The sequence below is a fragment of the Butyrivibrio sp. AE2005 genome (assembly GCF_000686965.1).
Classification (GTDB): Bacteria; Bacillota; Clostridia; order Lachnospirales; family Lachnospiraceae; genus Butyrivibrio; species Butyrivibrio hungatei_A.
On the sequence record NZ_KK366044.1, the window covers coordinates 1 to 16,988 of the forward strand.

The window sequence follows — 16,988 nt, forward strand, 5'->3', positions numbered from 1 at the left end:
TCTGTGCACGTCAACTATTGAAAGCGCCGTATACCGAACGGTACGTACGGTGCTGTGAGAGGACGGCGGTTAGTCACCGCCTTCTACTCGATTTATAGTAATCGCTAAAAGTGTAGAATTCTACAACTTTGTTGATTGAGAAAATGATGGATCAAACTTGAAAAAACCTATAAATATGCTATTATATCAATAACAGAGTTGCCAGGTGCGAATAACACTTGGGACCTAGCCGAGCGTGGAGCTTGGCTATTCTATTAAAGGTGATGCACAGCCTAATAAGTGAGCGATTTATGTAGTGGATGCGCTATGGAATCTTGAGATGCCCATAGACCGGAGAGTTCATGCGTGAACTCTCTTTTTTAAAATTATTGTATTGATTTACGAGGTACGTCTATGTGTGATGTAAAAAAATATAGTGATATCTATAAAGAAATAGCTAAATTAAATCCTAAGGATACTTTACAGCTTGTTCTTGAGAGTGAGACTGAAGAAGAAAAAGATTTCTATGAGATGGTAGGAGATTTTTTACTACAAAGAAGGCAAAAAGAAGTTGTTGAAAGGAATCTTTTTTGAGTAGATGAAAAAGTTTACTATAGTTGCGGGAGTTAATGGCGCAGGTAAATCTACGTTATATCAGCTTGATCCGGATCTTAAATGTGAAAACAGAGTAAATGCGGATGAGATACTTAAGGAATTTGGAGGAGATTGGAAGAGTCTGGCTGATATTTTCAAAGCCGGGAAAAGAGCAGTTTCGCTTCTTAACTCATATATTGAAAATGGAGTAAGCTTTAACCAAGAAACTACATTGTGTGGTAATTCAGTGATTAGAAATATTACAAGGGCAAAAGAGAATGGCTATTTAATTGAAATGCATTACATTGGATTAGATAGTGTTGAGATTGCAAAAGAGCGTGTTGCAAAAAGAGTATCACAAGGTGGACATGGAGTAGCTGAGGCAGATATCGAAAGAAGATATATCGCTTCATTAGAAGTTTTCTGGAAAGTCCTTCCTCTTTGTAATCTTGTTGCGGTATATGATAACACAGAAGATTTTAGGAGATTTGCAATTTACAAAGATGGTAGCCTTGTGAGATTGTCACACAAAGCTCCTGGCTGGTTTACCAGAAAAGAATAGTAATGTTGCCACCAGCCGCATACAATAGCCCTGAGCTTTCTACCGTACGCAGCAGGTATACAGCAACTTGAGGTGAAAAAGCCTTAAATAAGGCACTTCATCACATCAAAAAGTTCTCAAAGAGATAATCTTTCTGCAATGGCAGATTTTAAAGGCTCGGTACGAAAGTACCGGGTCTTTTTTGTGCCGAAAGTGGACCTGGGGGACGGGGTTAGTGGACCAAAACGATGGATTATAACACTAGAACTTTCAGGTGCGATAAAAATCTTTCTGCTATAGGTGTAAATGTCTGATAGCGATTCCATGCGAAATATATTTTGTTTTCAAGCTTAGGAGACAGCGGTCTGAATACAAGGCCGTTGTCTTTTGATGTATCAATAAGGTGATCATAGGTGAGAAGATACCCAAGACCTTCCATTGTGAAAATAGAACCGTTGTAGGAAAGACGAAAAGATCCTTCAAGCTGAAGTTCAGAAAATCTGCTCCCGGCCCATTTCTTTATATCCCCGTTCCAAGCCTGATCTGAGCAGAAAAGAGGTAATCCTATCAGGTCATCCAAACGAATGGATTTCTTTTTTGCCAGAGGGTCATTTTCAGGAATGATAAGTCCCCAGGTATCAGCCTGTGGAAATTCTATATATTCATACTTTCTGATGTCCGGCTGCTCAACCAGAACAACAAAATCAAGAAGTCCTTTTTCTATTTTTTCAGATAGTTGCTCTGTATCACCACTTGTGATGTGATAGTGGAGATTGGGATAGCTTTCTTTAAAGGTCTTGATTGCTCTTGCAAGGAATCTTAGCTGATAAGATTCTGCAAGTCCCAGGTAAAGATCGCCTCCGCTTATGTCATCAAGTGAAACAAATTCCTGCTCGATTTTATCAGCCATGCTCACAAGATCTTCTGCGCGGTTTCTGAGAAGAATTCCTTCTTCTGTCAGCTTTATACTGAAACTGTGCCTTGTAAATAGCTTCTTACCCAATTCTTCTTCCAATGATTTTAATTGTTTGGATAAAGTTGGCTGAGTCACATGCAGTATCTCAGCGGCTCTGCTCATGTTTTCTTCTCTTGCTACAGCTAAAAAATATCTTAAAGTCCTGATTTCCATGGTGCTTCCTTTCCTGTACTGATCATTGCTAAATGATATGCCGAAATGGAATAATATGATATTCATTATAACTATTAGTAAAAAATCTTACAAGCTCATACAATAGAATTGTAAGTGAAATAGTTACATGGAAATGAGGAATACTCATGGATAAAGAATATCTAAAGCAAAGCCTTTCAGATGCGGGATGTTGTAATGAGGCAACAGACACTATTCTGGAAAGATTTGAGTCAGGCAGTATTGATGAAATGGTAAGGCTTCTGAAAAAAGAAAGATGCCGTGCCATGGACGAGTATCACAAATGCGGAAGAAAAGTTGACTGTATGGATTTCATGCTAAGAAAAATCGAAAACGAAATGAAGCAGAGATGACGGAGGTATTAAATGATGATCAGAACAGAAGAACTTAATTTAGTAACAGAGTGGGATAAGACCTTTCCAAAGAGTGAGAAGGTAGAACACTGCAAGGTGGTATTTGCAAATCGCTACGGGATAACTCTTGCGGCAGATATGTATATACCAAAGGATATAGATGGCAAGCTTCCGGCTATTGCAGTATCAGGACCTTTCGGAGCTGTTAAGGAGCAGTGTTCAGGATTATATGCCCAGACTATGGCAGAAAGAGGATTTCTTACAATAGCCTTCGATCCCTCTTTTACAGGAGAGTCCGGCGGCAATGTAAGATATATGTCATCACCTGATATCAATACAGAGGATTTTATGGCTGCAGTTGATTTTCTTTCACTTAATGAAAAGGTAGATCCGGAAAGAATAGGAATCATAGGAATCTGCGGATGGGGCGGAATGGCTATCAATACAGCTGCTCTTGACACAAGAATCAAAGCTACAGCTGCAATGACCATGTATGACATGACAAGAGTTAATGCAAAAGGTTACTTTGATGCCGATGACAGTGAAGACAAGAGATATGAAGCGAAGAAGGCTATGTGCGCTCAGCGTCTTGAAGATTTAAAGAATGGAGAATATAAGCGTGCGGGAGGTGTTGTAGATCCTCTACCTGCAGATGCACCTTTCTTTGTAAAAGACTATTTTGATTACTACAAAACTGATCGTGGATATCATGCCCGTTCCCTTAATTCCAATGATGGATGGAATGTGATAGGCTGTGAATCCTTCGTGAATCAGCCAATCCTTAAATACAGTAATGAAATCAGAAGTGCAGTGCTTCTTGTACATGGCGGGAAGGCCCATTCATGCTACTTCAGTAAAGACGCTTATGCCGACATGATAAAGGACAGCAAATATGCTGATAATAAAGAACTGATGATCATTCCAGATGCAGTTCATACAGATTTGTATGATGGAGGAGATAAGGATTATATTCCGTTTGACAAACTTGAGAGCTTCTTTAATGAATATCTTAAATAAGGAAAGATGACAATGAGTAAGGTTTTGATAATAAAGACAAGTCTTAGAGCAAAGAGCAATTCTGATATTCTGGCAGATAAAGTATCTGATGGAGCAAAAGCTGCGGGACATGATGTGGAAGTCATCAGCCTCAAGGACAAAACAGTTGGATTCTGCAAAGGATGTCTTGCATGCCAAAAGACGCAGATGTGCGTGATAAATGATGATGCTGTAGAGATTGCGAAAAAAGTAAAGAATGCAGATACACTTGTATTTGCGACCCCTATTTACTATTACGAGATGAGCGGACAGATGAAGACTCTCCTTGACAGACTTAATCCGCTTTATCCTTCTGACTATAGATTTCGTAATGTCTATATGCTTTCGACTGCTGCTGAAGATGAGACATTTGTTCCTGAGGAAGCTGTCAGTGGTCTGAATGGTTGGGTAGAGTGTTTTGAGAAAGCTTCATTTAAAGGTTCACTGTTCTGTGGCGGAATAAATGACATGGGTGAAGCAGAAGGCAAAGAAGAGGAAAAGCGGGAGGCTTATGAGTTTGGAAAATCTCTTTTGTAAAAATACAGGTAAAACGCTTACAGCATTATGTGTGATGGCTGTAAATCTCTTTACTGGATGTGGATATAATGAGAATGCACATGTTCACTCGAAGGTTGATTTTGTTCAAGACAATTATGTAGAAACAATACAATCACAGGTTAAAGCTGATGCTAAAACGAACAGTAATACGGCAACGGAAGATCACTTAAAGGATGAGGAAGACGTAATTACTAATGATGAAAGGTCGACGGAAAATATGCTTAAGCTTTTTATAAATGATGAAGAGATACAGGTAAGCTGGGAAGAAAATGAATCAGTAGAAGCTCTGAAGAATCTGGCTGAAGATAAACCTATCGTCATTGATATGTCTATGTATGGCGACTTTGAGCAGGTTGGCTCAATTGGTCAGTCTATTCCAAGAAATGATAAGCAGATGACTACAAGTGCAGGGGACATTGTTTTGTATTCAGGTAATCAGCTGGTAGTGTTTTACGGTTCAAATAGCTGGGCTTATACAAAGCTCGGGCATATTGATAATACATCTGCGGAAGAAATGAAAAAAAGGCTTGGTTCCGAGGAAGTTAACGTAACAATAAGTATTACTGAATAAGCTTATGAGAAGTGAGGCAATATGATTGAAAAAATGTCACCAGTCTTATACAGTAGGCCTGAGCTTTCTACTGTACGAGGCAGGTAAACAGCAACCTGATGTGAAAAAGCCTTAAATAAGGCATTTCATCACATAAAATCGTTCTCAAAGAGATGAGAATATCTGCAGTTGCAGATTTCAGAAACCCACAACCATCTGGTTGTGGGTTTTTTATTGTCTAAAATAGTGTAGAATGTAAACATGACATATAGATGACATGTTTGTGCTTGTATGATAATCATAGAAGGTGATCAAATGAAGATAGACAGACTGATCGGCATACTATCAATTCTTTTGCAAAAAGAGGTGACGACAGCTCCGGAGCTGGCTGAGCATTTCGAGGTGTCTAGAAGAACAATAAACAGAGATATTGAGACTCTTTGTCAGGCAGGAATACCAATCAAAACGACCCAGGGAGTTGGAGGCGGTATAAGCATCATGGATGGCTATAAGATGGATAGGACTCTTTTGACATCCCGTGACATGCAGATGATCCTGGCGGGACTACGAAGCCTTGATAGTGTTAGTGGAAGCGGATATTATGGGCAGCTTATGGAGAAGCTCCAGGCAGGTTCTTCGGAGTTTATCAGCGGTAGGGATTCTGTCCTTATCGACCTGTCTTCTTGGTACAAGACATCGCTGGCTCCAAAGATATCTACTATTCAGGATGCGATAGAAAACAGGCATCTTTTGACCTTCCACTATTATGCTCAGGCGGGAGAAGGAAAACGAACTATTGAGCCATATTATGTAGTGTTTAAGTGGAGCAGCTGGTATGTCTATGGATGGTGTCAAAAGCGCAAAGATTATCGTCTATTTAAATTAAACCGCATGGTTAAAGTGGTTGAAACGGATAAAGGATTTGTCTGCAGAAACGCTCCATTACCTGATCTGTCTACAGAAAAGATATTTTCTGGTGGAATCAAGGTAAAAGCGCTGTTTTCAAAGGATGTAAAGTGGCGCCTGGTGGAGGAATTCGGACCAAACTGTTTTACGGAAACAGAGGATGGTAGACTTATGTTTACTGCGGATTACACGGACTTAGATAATTTGATCACATGGATAATGACCTTTGGAAATAAAGCAGAAGTGCTTGAGCCGGTAGAAGCCAGGAGGCAGATTTCAAAGATGGTACAGAAAATGGCGACGATTTACAAGGAGGACTAATGAAAATGAGACTTGATGGTTTTGGATTGTTTGTTGAGGATATGGGCAAAATGGTACGCTTCTACAGGGATGTGCTGGGGTTTAAAATAAAAGAGACAGAGGATACATCCAATGTGTATTTGGTGAAGGATGGGACCCTTTTTCTGTTATACGGTAGGAACGACTTTGAGAAGATGACAAGACGCAGGTATGAGTACATAAAAGGTCTCAACGGACATTTCGAAATAGCGCTTTATGTTGATACATTTAAAGAAGTGGATGAAGCTTATAATAAGGCTGTACAAAATGGTGCAACATCAGTCCTTGCACCTGAACTAGAACCCTGGGGGCAGAGAACCTGTTATATAGCAGATCCTGAAGGCAACCTGATTGAGATTGGTTCATGGAATAAGCCTTACGAGTCAAAAGACATTTCGGAGGAATAAAGACATGGCATTCGATTACAAGAAGGAGTACAAAGAATTCTACATGCCTAAAGATACGCCTTCCATAGTGACGGTTCCGAAGATGAACTATATTGCCGTGAGAGGCAGTGGTGATCCTAACGAAGAGGACGGCGAGTACAAGAAGACCATAGGTCTTTTGTACTCGATCGCATTCACTATCAAGATGAGTAAAAAAGGCAGTCATCAAATCGAGGGCTATTTTGATTATGTAGTACCTCCATTAGAAGGCTTTTGGTGGCAGAACGGAGTAGAGGGAATAGATTATGCTCGTAAAACTGATTTTAACTGGATATCTGTAATACGTTTGCCGGATTTTGCGACAAAGGAAGATTTTGATTGGGCTATTGCAGAAGCTACAGTCAAGAAAAAGGAAGATTTTTCCAAGGTGGAATTCTTTTCTTACGATGAGGGACTTTGTGTCCAGTGTATGCATGTTGGTGCCTATGATAACGAGCCTGCAACAGTGGAATTGATGCATAAGTTTGCAGAAGAGCAGGGATATGTTTTAGATATCACAGAAAAAAGATTGCACCATGAGATTTACCTTAGCGATGCAAGGAAAGTGGTGCCAGAGAAGCTTAAGACGGTTATAAGACATCCTATTAGAAAGGAGAGCTGAAGATGGAGTATATAAGAGTATCCAAGGATAATCTTGAAGAAGAACACATTTGTTGTGCTATATCAAACAATAAAGATATACAGGTTTCATCCAAGAAAGCCTGGCTTGCTGACAGATTTGATGAAGGGCTTGTTTTCTTAAAGAGTGTCGAACGCGGTAAATGCTTTATTGAATATATCCCGGCAGAGTATGCGTGGAATCCGATAAATGCATCGGAATATATGTATATCGATTGTCTGTGGGTTTCAGGTTCCTTAAAGGGACATGGATATTCAAGTGATCTTCTTAATGAGTGCATAAAGGACAGTAAGGAAAAGGGGAAGAAGGGAATTTGCATATTATCTGCTGCTAAGAAAAAGCCATTCCTTTCTGATCCAAAGTTTCTAGCATTCAAAGGCTTTCAAGTTTGTGATGAAGCCGATAATGGAATCCAGCTGTGGTATCTGTCCTTTGAAAAAAGTGTTGAAACACCATGCTTCAAGGAATGTGCAAAGCATCCTCGTATCGATGAAAAAGGATACGTGCTTTATTACACGAATCAGTGCCCATTTAATGCCAAGTATGTGCCTGTTTTGGAAGAGACTGCTAAGAACAATGGAATACCGTTTAGAGCGATCAGAATAGAGACCAGAGATCAGGCTCAGAATGCTCCAACACCAATTACCACATATGCACTGTTCTGTGATGGGGATTATGTAACTAATGAGCAAATGAATGATAAGAAGTTTTTAAAACTGGTCAATGCAAATCTTTGATATTATCATGACTTAAAGAGTTTTCGATTCGCACTGGTATACCGGTTCGTACTTTAGAGGATTGGGAAGCAGGGCGCAGGACTCCTCCGGAGTATATTCCGAGGCTGATCGCTTATCAGCTTGAATATGAGAAAATAATGAAGGATAGAGGGGAATTTAATGGCAAAGAATGAAATTGTTTTATTTACAGACGGGAATACAGAGATAGAGGTGCAGATATGTCCTGAGCAAGAAACAGTTTGGCTAACACAGAAACAAATGGGTGAATTATTTGGTGTTAAGCAAGCCACTCTTAGTGAGCATATAAATAATATTATCGATACGGGTGAGCTGGATGAGACTTCTATCGGTTTTTCCGATAAAAGTTCCGGAGGAAGAAAACCTAAGATTTACAATCTTGATATGATACTTTCTGTTGGATATCGAGTTAATTCAAAAAGAGGTATAGCTTTCAGACGATGGGCAAGTTTGGTGCTTAAACAGTATACTTTAAATGGCTATGCAATAAATGAACGCAGGCTACAGGCACTTCAGAAAACCGTTGAAATACAAACTAAGATGATTGCAGGTACGCTTGATATTGAACAACAGGATGTGCTCAAGGCTGTAAATCTATACACGCAGGCGCTTATACTTTTGGATCAATATGATCACCAGTCTCTTGAGAAGCCTGAAGGCTCAAGTCCAATATACAGAATCACATATAGTGATTGTAGAGAGATGGTTGATCATATGGAGGATAATTTGGCAGCGTATGATTCGGATTACGGATTGTATGCTGCTTTTACTATAGATATAATTACTCATAGATTTAATATTATTGTCCATATAGTTATTTGAAAAAATAGATGTAATCCACATAAAAGTGTAAAAGGAGGAGCGGGAGATGAAAGCACTATTCATTGGCGGAACCGGAACAATAAGTATGGGAATAGTAAGAAGGCTTGCTGAGGATCCTCAGTGGGAACTGTATCTTCTTAACAGAGGAAATAGAATGAGTGAAGTTCCCGGGGCTGTTAAACAGATAATTGCAGATATAAATGATGAAGAGGATGTGAAAAAGAAACTTGATGGAATGACATTTGACGTTGTCAGTGATTTTATTGCTTTTGATGTCAGTGCAGTTGAGCGTGATTACAAACTCTTTGAGGGGAAAACAAATCAGTATATTTTCATAAGTTCAGCCTCTGCCTATCATAAACCGGCCGCATCCTATGTGATAACAGAGGGGACAACACTTGCAAATCCTTACTGGGAATACTCAAGGAACAAGATAGCTTGTGAGGAATTTCTTTTACGTAAGTACCGTGAAAATGGATTTCCTATAACGATAGTAAGGCCAAGTCATACCTATGACGAGAGACATATTCCGCTGGGGGTTCATGGCAAGAAGGGCTTTTACCAGGTGATAAAGAGGATGCAGGAAGGAAAGCCCGTTATCATCCAGGGCGATGGATCTTCCTTGTGGGCTGTAACATTTAACAGGGATTTTGCCATAGGTTTTACAGGACTTATGGGAAACAGACATGCTATTGGAGAGGCCTTCCAGATAACAGGAGATGAGATCTTTACATGGGATCAGATATATAAGACTATTGCAGATGCCCTTTCTGTAGAACTTAAAGCATACCACGTTTCATCTGAGTTTCTTGCTGATGTGGGTGAAAAATACGGCTATGACTTTAGAGGAGAACTTCTCGGAGACAAGGCAGTATCTGTGGTATTTGACAATGCCAAGCTAAAAAGAATTGTACCTCATATGACCACTAATATTCCATTCCATAAGGGTGTCCGTATGGCCCTTGATCATGTTCTTTCGCATCCCGAAGAATATGAAGAAGACCCGGATTTTGACAAGTTCTGTGACAAGGTGATAAGTGCATTGGAAGATGCAAAGAAAAAAGTTTTAGAGTAAACGGTCTACAAGGCAGCATATAAGAGCTGTTTATCCGATTGCAGATTGAACCTGTATGGTGCGAAAACAATAATCTGCACCGCACAGAACAGCTTCAATGAATTTATACGGTGCAGAAAGCAGAAAATCGCACTATCTCATCAGAATAAGCACATCAAAGTGTCAAAAAGGAGACACCTATGAAAACAAGAGAAGAAGCCCTAAACTACGGTCTGTCTTTTCCGGACACCTACAGGGAGGCGCCGTTTCGTGATACAAATTGGCAGCTTGTTCGGGTAAAAAAGTCCAAGAAAGCCTTTTTGTGGACATATGAAAAGGACGGCTATATCAATTTAAATCTCAAGGTTGATCCGCAGTGGCGCGACCTTTGGCGAAAGACATATAAATCAGTACTTCCCGCATATCATCAGAACAAGGAGCATTGGAACACGATTGTTCTTGATGGCTCAATTCCAGATGATGTCATAAAGAGGATGATTGCTGAGAGCTACGATCTTGTTACGGACTCTCCGACAAAAAGAATATATGAAGCGGTAAAGAAGATTCCTAAAGGGAAAGTTGCAACATATGCAGACGTTGCGGAAATGGCCGGCGACAGGAAGATGGCAAGGGCTGTTGGTAATGCGCTTCATAAAAATCCCGATCCAAGTACGATTTCCTGTCACCGCGTTGTTAATGCCAAGGGCGAACTTGCCGGAGAATATGCATTCGGCGGAGCGTGGAAACAGGCACAGATACTGGAGAGTGAGGGAGTTGAGGTTTCCGAAGGTAAGGTGAATCTTGAAAAGTATCGGTTCAAATACTGATAAACAGCATTACCGAAATAACCGGATAAATTGATAGAAATGGGCCGGTTTCTTTTAAGATACTCTCTGGGATCAAAGATATAAATAGCATTTAGAAAACAAAACAAATAGCCGGCGTGCGGAACATATATATCCGTGCATAATATAAAGAGGCATAACAAGAATGGCATAATAAAAGAAAGGCATAACATACACCGGATGTACATCGATTCATTTAAGTTCCCCGGAATTAACGCGGAAGAACAATTTGTAAACTACATAAGAAGATCATGCTATAGCTCTTTTTATCCCTTTGGCGTGTTTGCAGAAAATATGCTGGAGTCTTTATCTTTTTCGGAAATAACGATTTTGTACGGAAACAACGGCTCCGGAAAAAGCACGGCGCTTAATCTGATGGCGGAAAAAATAGGGGCTAAGCGGGATACACTGTTTAATAAGACCAGCTTTTTTGGTGATTATCTGAAAATGTGCTCGTTTGAGATGACTCCCGGAGAAAAGCCCGAAGAGATTAGAATGATCACAAGCGATGATGTGTTTGATTTCATGCTCAATCTGCGTGCGCTTAATGAGGGCGTGGACCGCAAGAGAGAACGGGTTTTTGATGAGTGGATTGAGAATAAGAATTCCACATTCCGGATGCAATCGCTTGACGATTATGAGCAACTCAAAAAAATAGTAGACGCCCGCTCAAAGACTCAATCGAGATATGTAAGGGAAACAATCGGTAAAAATGTCATTACACACAGCAACGGTGAAAGCGCTTTGCAATACTTTGCTGAGAAGATCAAAGACAACGGTTTGTATTTGCTGGACGAGCCTGAAAACTCACTTTCTCCGCAGAGGCAGTTTGAACTATTGGAGTTCATTCAGAACTCGGCGAGGTTTTTCGGCTGCCAGTTTATCATTGCGACTCATTCACCGTTTCTGCTTGCGCTTAAAGGCGCACGGATCTACGATCTGGATGAAAGACCTGTTGATATTAAGAAGTGGACGGAGCTCGAAGGAGTGAGGACTTATTTCGGGTTCTTTGATAAACATAGGGATGAATTCAGATAATCAGTAATTTTTTCAAAAGAAGCAATTCAATAAAAACAAACAGATGCAGTATATTGACTTATATCGAATATCGATATAGAATATTGACTATCGATATACATTGATAATCGATATAGGAGGAATGCTGCGATGAATACTATAGATAAGACGTTATTATCCGGAAGCATGGGCACGATGTTGCTCAAATTGCTTTCGGAAAAAGACATGTACGGATATGAAATGATCGAGACACTTAGCGAGAGATCGCAAAATGTCTTTGAACTTAAGGTCGGTACGCTTTATCCTCTTTTGCATTCGCTGGAATCAAAGAAATATCTCGTGTCGTATGAGAAAGCCGGCTATGGAAAAGTAAGAAAATATTACTCCATAACAGGTGAGGGAAAAAAGTTTCTGAAAAGCAAACTTGAAGAATGGGACACTTATACGGCGGCGGTTGCGAATGTACTTGCGCTTTCGGTGTGATGTTACATTGATCGACAATTATCAACAAGACAGTACACTAGCATGAGAGAGAGGAGACATAATGGGAATTGAAGAGTACTTGGCTGAAATTAAGAACCAGATCCGTGATAAGACAGCAAGAGAATTTGCAAGTAATGAATTAAAGGCGCATATCGAGGATCGCGCCGAAGGTTTACAAAAGAAAGGCATGGATCATGATAGTGCGGTATTGCAGGCGGTGAAAGAGATGGGCGATCCCGTGAGCGTGGGAGTTGATCTTGACCGCATACACAGACCTCGTTTGGAATGGAAGTTTTTGCTGTATGTTATTTACATAAGCATTCTCAGTGTGGGAGTGATGTATCCTATGTATTTCGCGATGAATTCAGGTAATATTACAAATGGTGACTATTTCAGACCTTTTTTATTTGGGAAGATATTTACTGTTTTATTGGGTTTGGTAGTGATGGTAATAGTTTATCGCTTGGATTATACAATTCTTGCAGGAAGAAGCTGTAAGATCGCTGCAGTGTTTTTGATATTGATGACAGTTTCCTTTTATTTTTTTGGATGGCAAATTAATGGAGTTACATGGTTTCTTTGTATCCGTGGTTTGACTTTTTCATCACGGGCTTTGTTTTTAATGTATTTACCTATGTTTGCGGGAATATTGTATGACTATAGAAACAAGGGTGTCGACGCACTGTTCAAGATCTTTTTATGGATGATTGCACCTGTGGTTTCAGCAAGGATATACGGTGACATAACATTGCCTTTTGCAATATTTATGCTGTTTTCAGAGAGTATACTTTTTATGATTGCACTTAATAAGAACTGGTACAGAGTTAATAATCTAAAAGTATTGACCGGAATGGGAATTGGCTTTGCTGCGAGTTTGGCATTGTTTATTCTGCGTATTATGAATTCAAGTGATTATCAAAAGATGCGTTTAAAGATATGGCTTTTGCATTATGGACTGACTTTCGGCAGTGTTGATACAACTGACGTGGAGTATATGAATTATATTAATAGATGCCTGGATAATATTTTTCTAAGAAGCCGTTTCATAGGAAAAAGCGAAAGCGCGATTGAGGTCGCACAAAACATGTCGGAGTCATTGGCTGATTACATACTGGCTACAATAGCCGCAACATGTGGCAAATTGGCTGTTGCAGTGATAATAATCAGCTTGATCGCTCTTGCGGTTTACGTATTCAGTATTTCCATAAAGCAGAAAAACATTCTTGGATCTATAGTTGGATGCAGTTGTGGTATTGTAATAGCAGTACAGGTTGTTTCAAACATTATGATCGTATTCGGCTTTCTTCCGCTGGCGGCGACTACACTTCCATTTTTCAGTCTCGGCGTCAACGATATCATGGCCGGCTACATCCTCCTCGGCCTTGTCATGTCAATTTACAGATACCAGGACATCCGCGTGGAAAAAGAGCCCGTAACCACATTATTGGCATAATCAGAATAAAACTTCTGCAACTATCCTTAACACAAACCATCAATTTTTGACAACAAAAGTTGGTGGTTTTTCATATTTACCGGATCTAATATAATGTTAAAATATTTAGCAAAGGTGGGATAAATATGAGGAAATCATACTTGGACAACATAAGATGGGTTACAGTTGTATTGGTTGTTTTTTTTCATGTTCTCTACATGTATAACAGTGAGGGCATCGCTGGGACCCTTGGCAAGATTACGAGCCTTGAGGTGCAGTATTATGACGTGTATATGTACATCGTTTTCCCGTGGTTCATGGCAATCCTGTTCACTGTTTCAGGCATAAGCTCCAAACTGTATTTGGATAGACATACGGACAAAGAGTTTATTAGAAGCAGAACAACAAAGCTCCTTGTTCCATGCACAATAGGCCTTGTCGCGTTTCAGTTTATTCAAGGCTATATCAACATGTCATTCGGTGATGCGGGAAGCATGGATATTCCAGCGGTTATCAAGTACCTGATAATGCTTGCATCGGGAATCGGAGTGCTTTGGTATATTCAGGTGTTGTGGCTCTTTTCCATGGTACTTATTCTTATCAGAAAGATTGAAAAGAACCGTCTTCTGAACACAGGTAAAAAGACAAATCTTCCGGCGCTTATTCTTTTATCATTAGCCTTTTACGGAGCGGGACAGATACTGAACACACCTATTATCTGCGTTTACAGGTTCGGCCTTTATTTTACAGCTTTCATTACGGGATATTTTGTTTTTTCTCATGACGAAGTGATTGATATATTAAAGAAATGGTTTGGGGTTTTTTGCTCTGTAGCTATAGCGCTTGGTGCGGCGTTTTGTATAAAATACTTTGGCCAAAATTATGCGGATAAGCCCGTAAACAGGTCACCTTTGTTCTTGTTTTACAGCTACTTTGCATGCCTTGCCATACTTGGCGGATTTGCAAGATTTTTTGACAGCGAAACGAAGTTTACCAAATGGATGAGCACGAATAGTTTCGGTTTGTATGTTTTTCATTATCTGGGCATTTCAGCTGTAGCTCTTTTTCCGGCAAAAGCGGGGTTGATCTCGCCTTTGGCAGCATATATCCTAAGCCTTATTGCAGGTTTTGCGGGTGGATACGGATTATATGCGATTATTTCAAGGATTCCGTTCTTTAGGTGGGCGGTACTTGGAATCAGCGCTAAAAAGTAAAGGGGAGTTTATGTTTAAAGATAACCTTGTAGAACTTAGAAAACTATATAATATGTCGCAGGAAGAACTTGCGGAAAAGATTGGAGTATCAAGGCAGACGTTGTCAAAATATGAAACGGGAGAATCACTTCCCGATATTGAAAAGTGCAGTAATATCGCCAATGTTTTTTCTGTAAGTATCGACGATCTTCTTAATTATGACAAAGAAAAAACAGAGAATATGGGATTAGAAGTTCCGCCAAAGGGAAAGCATATATTTGGAATGGTGAAAGTGGGAGATAAGGGGCAGATTGTGATTCCTGCGAAAGCCAGAAAGATTTTTGACATAAATCCCGGTGACAACCTTATCGTACTTGGAAGCGAAGGCGAGGGAATAGCCATTATCAAAGAAAAAGGGCTCCTTGATCTTATTAAGAGTGCACGAAATGCTTCAGATAAGGCATAGAATAATTGTTTGTAGAAAAAACAAATAAAATAATAAATTTTTGTATAAAATACATTGCAAAATTAATCCATAGAGTGTTAATATCTTTAGCAAGATAAGTTTAGCCAAATGCAAGGCAATTTATCTATTATAATTTCAAAATATGGACGTCAAAGCAGACAAAGATTTTTTCTTTGCCTGCTTTTTTATTACTTAAATTGATTTATGGGACTGGGGCATCGAACCAATACGAGCTATATTTGATTTTGCCTGCCTCTATGCTAAGAAAGCTGGATCTAGGCAGATGTTTTTGAAGGGAAATATCTGCCTAGATAGAGGTTTTCGGTATTTGGGGCAGACAGATTTGCATTAAAATGTCTGCCTATATTTAGTAGCTTTGAGATATAGGCAGGCAAAAGATGCAGAAAATGTCTGCCCAAAATTGGAAGTGAGCCATTTTGGGCAGATTATGAAGCTGGAAACATACTGCCTAAATACGTAATAGTTGTGATAGGGGCAGATTTAAAAATCCAGATTTTATCAGGGGGTTTTCTTTTATCTATAATTGAAGAGAATAGCGGGAATATGTATACTTTAAATTATTGGTTATAGCGTAAGGCTTATATATGCAAATCGGTGTTTGAAGAATAATTTGGCTACAATAGGAGGGACATAAATGGAACAACGAATTATATTGGAAACAGACAGATTGTTTCTTAGGGAAATGAACATTGATGATTTTGATGCATTATATAAAGTCCTTGCTGATAGAGACATCATGCTGCATTATCCATATACTTTTGACGAGAAAAGAGTCAGCGATTGGATCGAAAGAAATATGAACCGATATCGTGATAACGGTTTTGGACTGTGGGCTGTATGTTTGAAAGATACCAGGGATATGATTGGTGACTGTGGATTGACACTTCAGAATATTGAAGGTGAGATGCTCCCTGAGATTGGTTATCACATTCGCGCAGATCATCAGCGTAAAGGCTATGCTAAGGAGGCAGCAGCTGCTGTACGAGACTGGGCATTTGCTAACACGGATTATCCTGCACTCTATTCATATTGCAAATATACAAATGTCGGTTCTTATAAGACTGCAGAATCTATAGGGATGCATTTCGAGAAGGAATACCCAGATCCAGAAAACAAGATTACTCATGTATCTGTAATCTTTCGTGGAGAGGCTACAGTCGTATGACTTCAGGTTTATAGAGGACTAAAGATGATAGGAGATAGTAGAGGCAACTAATGCAAAAGAATGACGACATGAAATTTAGAATTACCAAAGACGGAGATGAGCTTGATATTTTAGGGATATATTAGAAATGCTAAAGGAGTATAAACTTAGTAATCGCGAGCAATCAGAGAATGTTCCGATTGGTATTATTTGTGAGAACGAAGCAGGCAAGAAGTTTGCCGGACTTACAGGTGAGACTTTTGAAAATTGGCTTTGCATACATTATTACGCAAAGGAATTTGTTTAAAAAATCAAAGCTGATGAGGCTTTGGGGAGATGATGAAGGATGGCTTAGAAATCTTGAGCTTTCTAGCTATAAAAGATTTAAAATGTTCAATTTTATATGCTTTTTCCTGGCATTTTCTATGACAAAAGCATATAAATATTGATGCTGGAGAGTGTTTTATATGTTGTTTGACCGTGGAGTTAATGCAAAAATACATATAAAATGCTAGGGATAGTCAGGATTTATATGCCTGGCAAATATTTAGATTCAACCAAACACATATAAAATGATTGAAAAAGTTCTTTTTATATGCTCAGGTTAAAAAAGAGAGCAACAAATCGGAATTGTGCGCCCAGACGAAGGGCGAGTAATCTAACTGGTGCGAAGCCAGTCTGGCAAGGGT

General features: G+C 39.5%; 21 protein-coding genes. 20 read left to right on the forward strand and 1 reads right to left on the reverse strand.

Translation table 11 applies throughout. The annotated features are described in order from the left end of the window. Window positions 1-393: 393 nt before the first annotated feature. A complete protein-coding gene (locus DL92_RS0116535; protein WP_022754341.1) occupies window positions 394-573 on the forward strand; it encodes a hypothetical protein in 180 nt (59 codons plus the stop codon). 4 nt (window positions 574-577) lie between these two features. Then, on the forward strand, window positions 578-1,135 hold the full coding sequence (locus DL92_RS0116540) for an ATPase (RefSeq protein WP_026668333.1): 558 nt from the start codon (window positions 578-580) through the stop codon (window positions 1,133-1,135). A gap of 232 nt (window positions 1,136-1,367) precedes the next feature. Here DL92_RS0116540 and DL92_RS0116545 read toward each other — a convergent pair whose 3' ends face one another. Next, on the reverse strand, window positions 1,368-2,243 hold the full coding sequence (locus DL92_RS0116545; RefSeq protein ID WP_026668334.1) for a LysR family transcriptional regulator: 876 nt from the start codon (window positions 2,241-2,243) through the stop codon (window positions 1,368-1,370). 146 nt (window positions 2,244-2,389) lie between these two features. Here DL92_RS0116545 and DL92_RS0116550 point away from each other — a divergent pair, with 146 nt between their 5' ends. From DL92_RS0116550 to DL92_RS21175, 18 genes are all read left to right on the forward strand, one after another. Then, on the forward strand, window positions 2,390-2,614 hold the full coding sequence (locus tag DL92_RS0116550) for a hypothetical protein (protein WP_026655588.1): 225 nt from the start codon (window positions 2,390-2,392) through the stop codon (window positions 2,612-2,614). 15 nt (window positions 2,615-2,629) lie between these two features. Then, window positions 2,630-3,631 (forward strand): alpha/beta hydrolase, encoded by a 1,002-nt coding sequence (locus DL92_RS0116555; protein WP_026655586.1) that lies wholly within the window; start codon window positions 2,630-2,632, stop codon window positions 3,629-3,631. A 12-nt stretch (window positions 3,632-3,643) separates the two neighbouring features. After that, window positions 3,644-4,186: a flavodoxin family protein gene (locus DL92_RS0116560; protein WP_026655585.1), complete on the forward strand. Its 543-nt coding sequence runs from the start codon at window positions 3,644-3,646 to the stop codon at window positions 4,184-4,186. Next, entirely contained in the window at window positions 4,167-4,778 is a 612-nt protein-coding gene (locus DL92_RS20540) for a cyclophilin-like fold protein (RefSeq protein WP_051625400.1), read from the forward strand. Before DL92_RS0116560 ends, DL92_RS20540 begins: the two co-directional genes overlap by 20 nt. 294 nt (window positions 4,779-5,072) lie before the next feature. Continuing rightward, window positions 5,073-5,984: a helix-turn-helix transcriptional regulator gene (locus DL92_RS0116570; protein ID WP_026668335.1), complete on the forward strand. Its 912-nt coding sequence runs from the start codon at window positions 5,073-5,075 to the stop codon at window positions 5,982-5,984. A 5-nt stretch (window positions 5,985-5,989) separates the two neighbouring features. Next, on the forward strand, window positions 5,990-6,409 hold the full coding sequence (locus tag DL92_RS0116575) for a VOC family protein (protein WP_026668336.1): 420 nt from the start codon (window positions 5,990-5,992) through the stop codon (window positions 6,407-6,409). Window positions 6,410-6,413: 4 nt separating this feature from the next. After that, on the forward strand, window positions 6,414-7,049 hold the full coding sequence (locus tag DL92_RS0116580) for a GyrI-like domain-containing protein (protein ID WP_026668337.1): 636 nt from the start codon (window positions 6,414-6,416) through the stop codon (window positions 7,047-7,049). A gap of 2 nt (window positions 7,050-7,051) precedes the next feature. After that, window positions 7,052-7,804 (forward strand): N-acetyltransferase, encoded by a 753-nt coding sequence (locus DL92_RS0116585; protein ID WP_026668338.1) that lies wholly within the window; start codon window positions 7,052-7,054, stop codon window positions 7,802-7,804. A 159-nt stretch (window positions 7,805-7,963) separates the two neighbouring features. After that, complete coding sequence (gene rhuM, locus DL92_RS19800; RefSeq protein ID WP_081816940.1) at window positions 7,964-8,644, forward strand: RhuM family protein; 681 nt, start codon at window positions 7,964-7,966, stop codon at window positions 8,642-8,644. Window positions 8,645-8,690: 46 nt separating this feature from the next. Continuing rightward, on the forward strand, window positions 8,691-9,719 hold the full coding sequence (locus DL92_RS0116595; RefSeq protein WP_026668339.1) for an NAD-dependent epimerase/dehydratase family protein: 1,029 nt from the start codon (window positions 8,691-8,693) through the stop codon (window positions 9,717-9,719). A 179-nt stretch (window positions 9,720-9,898) separates the two neighbouring features. Then, on the forward strand, window positions 9,899-10,525 hold the full coding sequence (locus DL92_RS0116600; RefSeq protein ID WP_026668340.1) for a methylated-DNA--[protein]-cysteine S-methyltransferase: 627 nt from the start codon (window positions 9,899-9,901) through the stop codon (window positions 10,523-10,525). 198 nt (window positions 10,526-10,723) lie between these two features. After that, window positions 10,724-11,581 (forward strand): AAA family ATPase, encoded by an 858-nt coding sequence (locus DL92_RS0116605; RefSeq protein WP_034469606.1) that lies wholly within the window; start codon window positions 10,724-10,726, stop codon window positions 11,579-11,581. A gap of 129 nt (window positions 11,582-11,710) precedes the next feature. Further along, window positions 11,711-12,043, forward strand: coding sequence for a PadR family transcriptional regulator (locus DL92_RS0116610; RefSeq protein ID WP_026655574.1), 333 nt, complete (start codon window positions 11,711-11,713; stop codon window positions 12,041-12,043). 61 nt (window positions 12,044-12,104) lie between these two features. Next, on the forward strand, window positions 12,105-13,496 hold the full coding sequence (locus DL92_RS0116615; RefSeq protein WP_026668342.1) for an FtsW/RodA/SpoVE family cell cycle protein: 1,392 nt from the start codon (window positions 12,105-12,107) through the stop codon (window positions 13,494-13,496). Between the two features lie 125 nt (window positions 13,497-13,621). Beyond that, the gene (locus DL92_RS0116620; RefSeq protein WP_034469609.1) at window positions 13,622-14,689 is read left to right on the forward strand and encodes an acyltransferase family protein; all 1,068 of its coding nucleotides are present in this window, start codon (window positions 13,622-13,624) and stop codon (window positions 14,687-14,689) included. 10 nt (window positions 14,690-14,699) lie between these two features. Continuing rightward, window positions 14,700-15,134 (forward strand): helix-turn-helix domain-containing protein, encoded by a 435-nt coding sequence (locus DL92_RS0116625; protein WP_026655571.1) that lies wholly within the window; start codon window positions 14,700-14,702, stop codon window positions 15,132-15,134. A 655-nt stretch (window positions 15,135-15,789) separates the two neighbouring features. Further along, the gene (locus tag DL92_RS0116630) at window positions 15,790-16,320 is read left to right on the forward strand and encodes a GNAT family N-acetyltransferase (protein ID WP_081811874.1); all 531 of its coding nucleotides are present in this window, start codon (window positions 15,790-15,792) and stop codon (window positions 16,318-16,320) included. A gap of 127 nt (window positions 16,321-16,447) precedes the next feature. Further along, a complete protein-coding gene (locus DL92_RS21175; protein WP_155841213.1) occupies window positions 16,448-16,606 on the forward strand; it encodes a hypothetical protein in 159 nt (52 codons plus the stop codon). The last annotated feature ends 382 nt before the right edge of the window (window positions 16,607-16,988 follow it).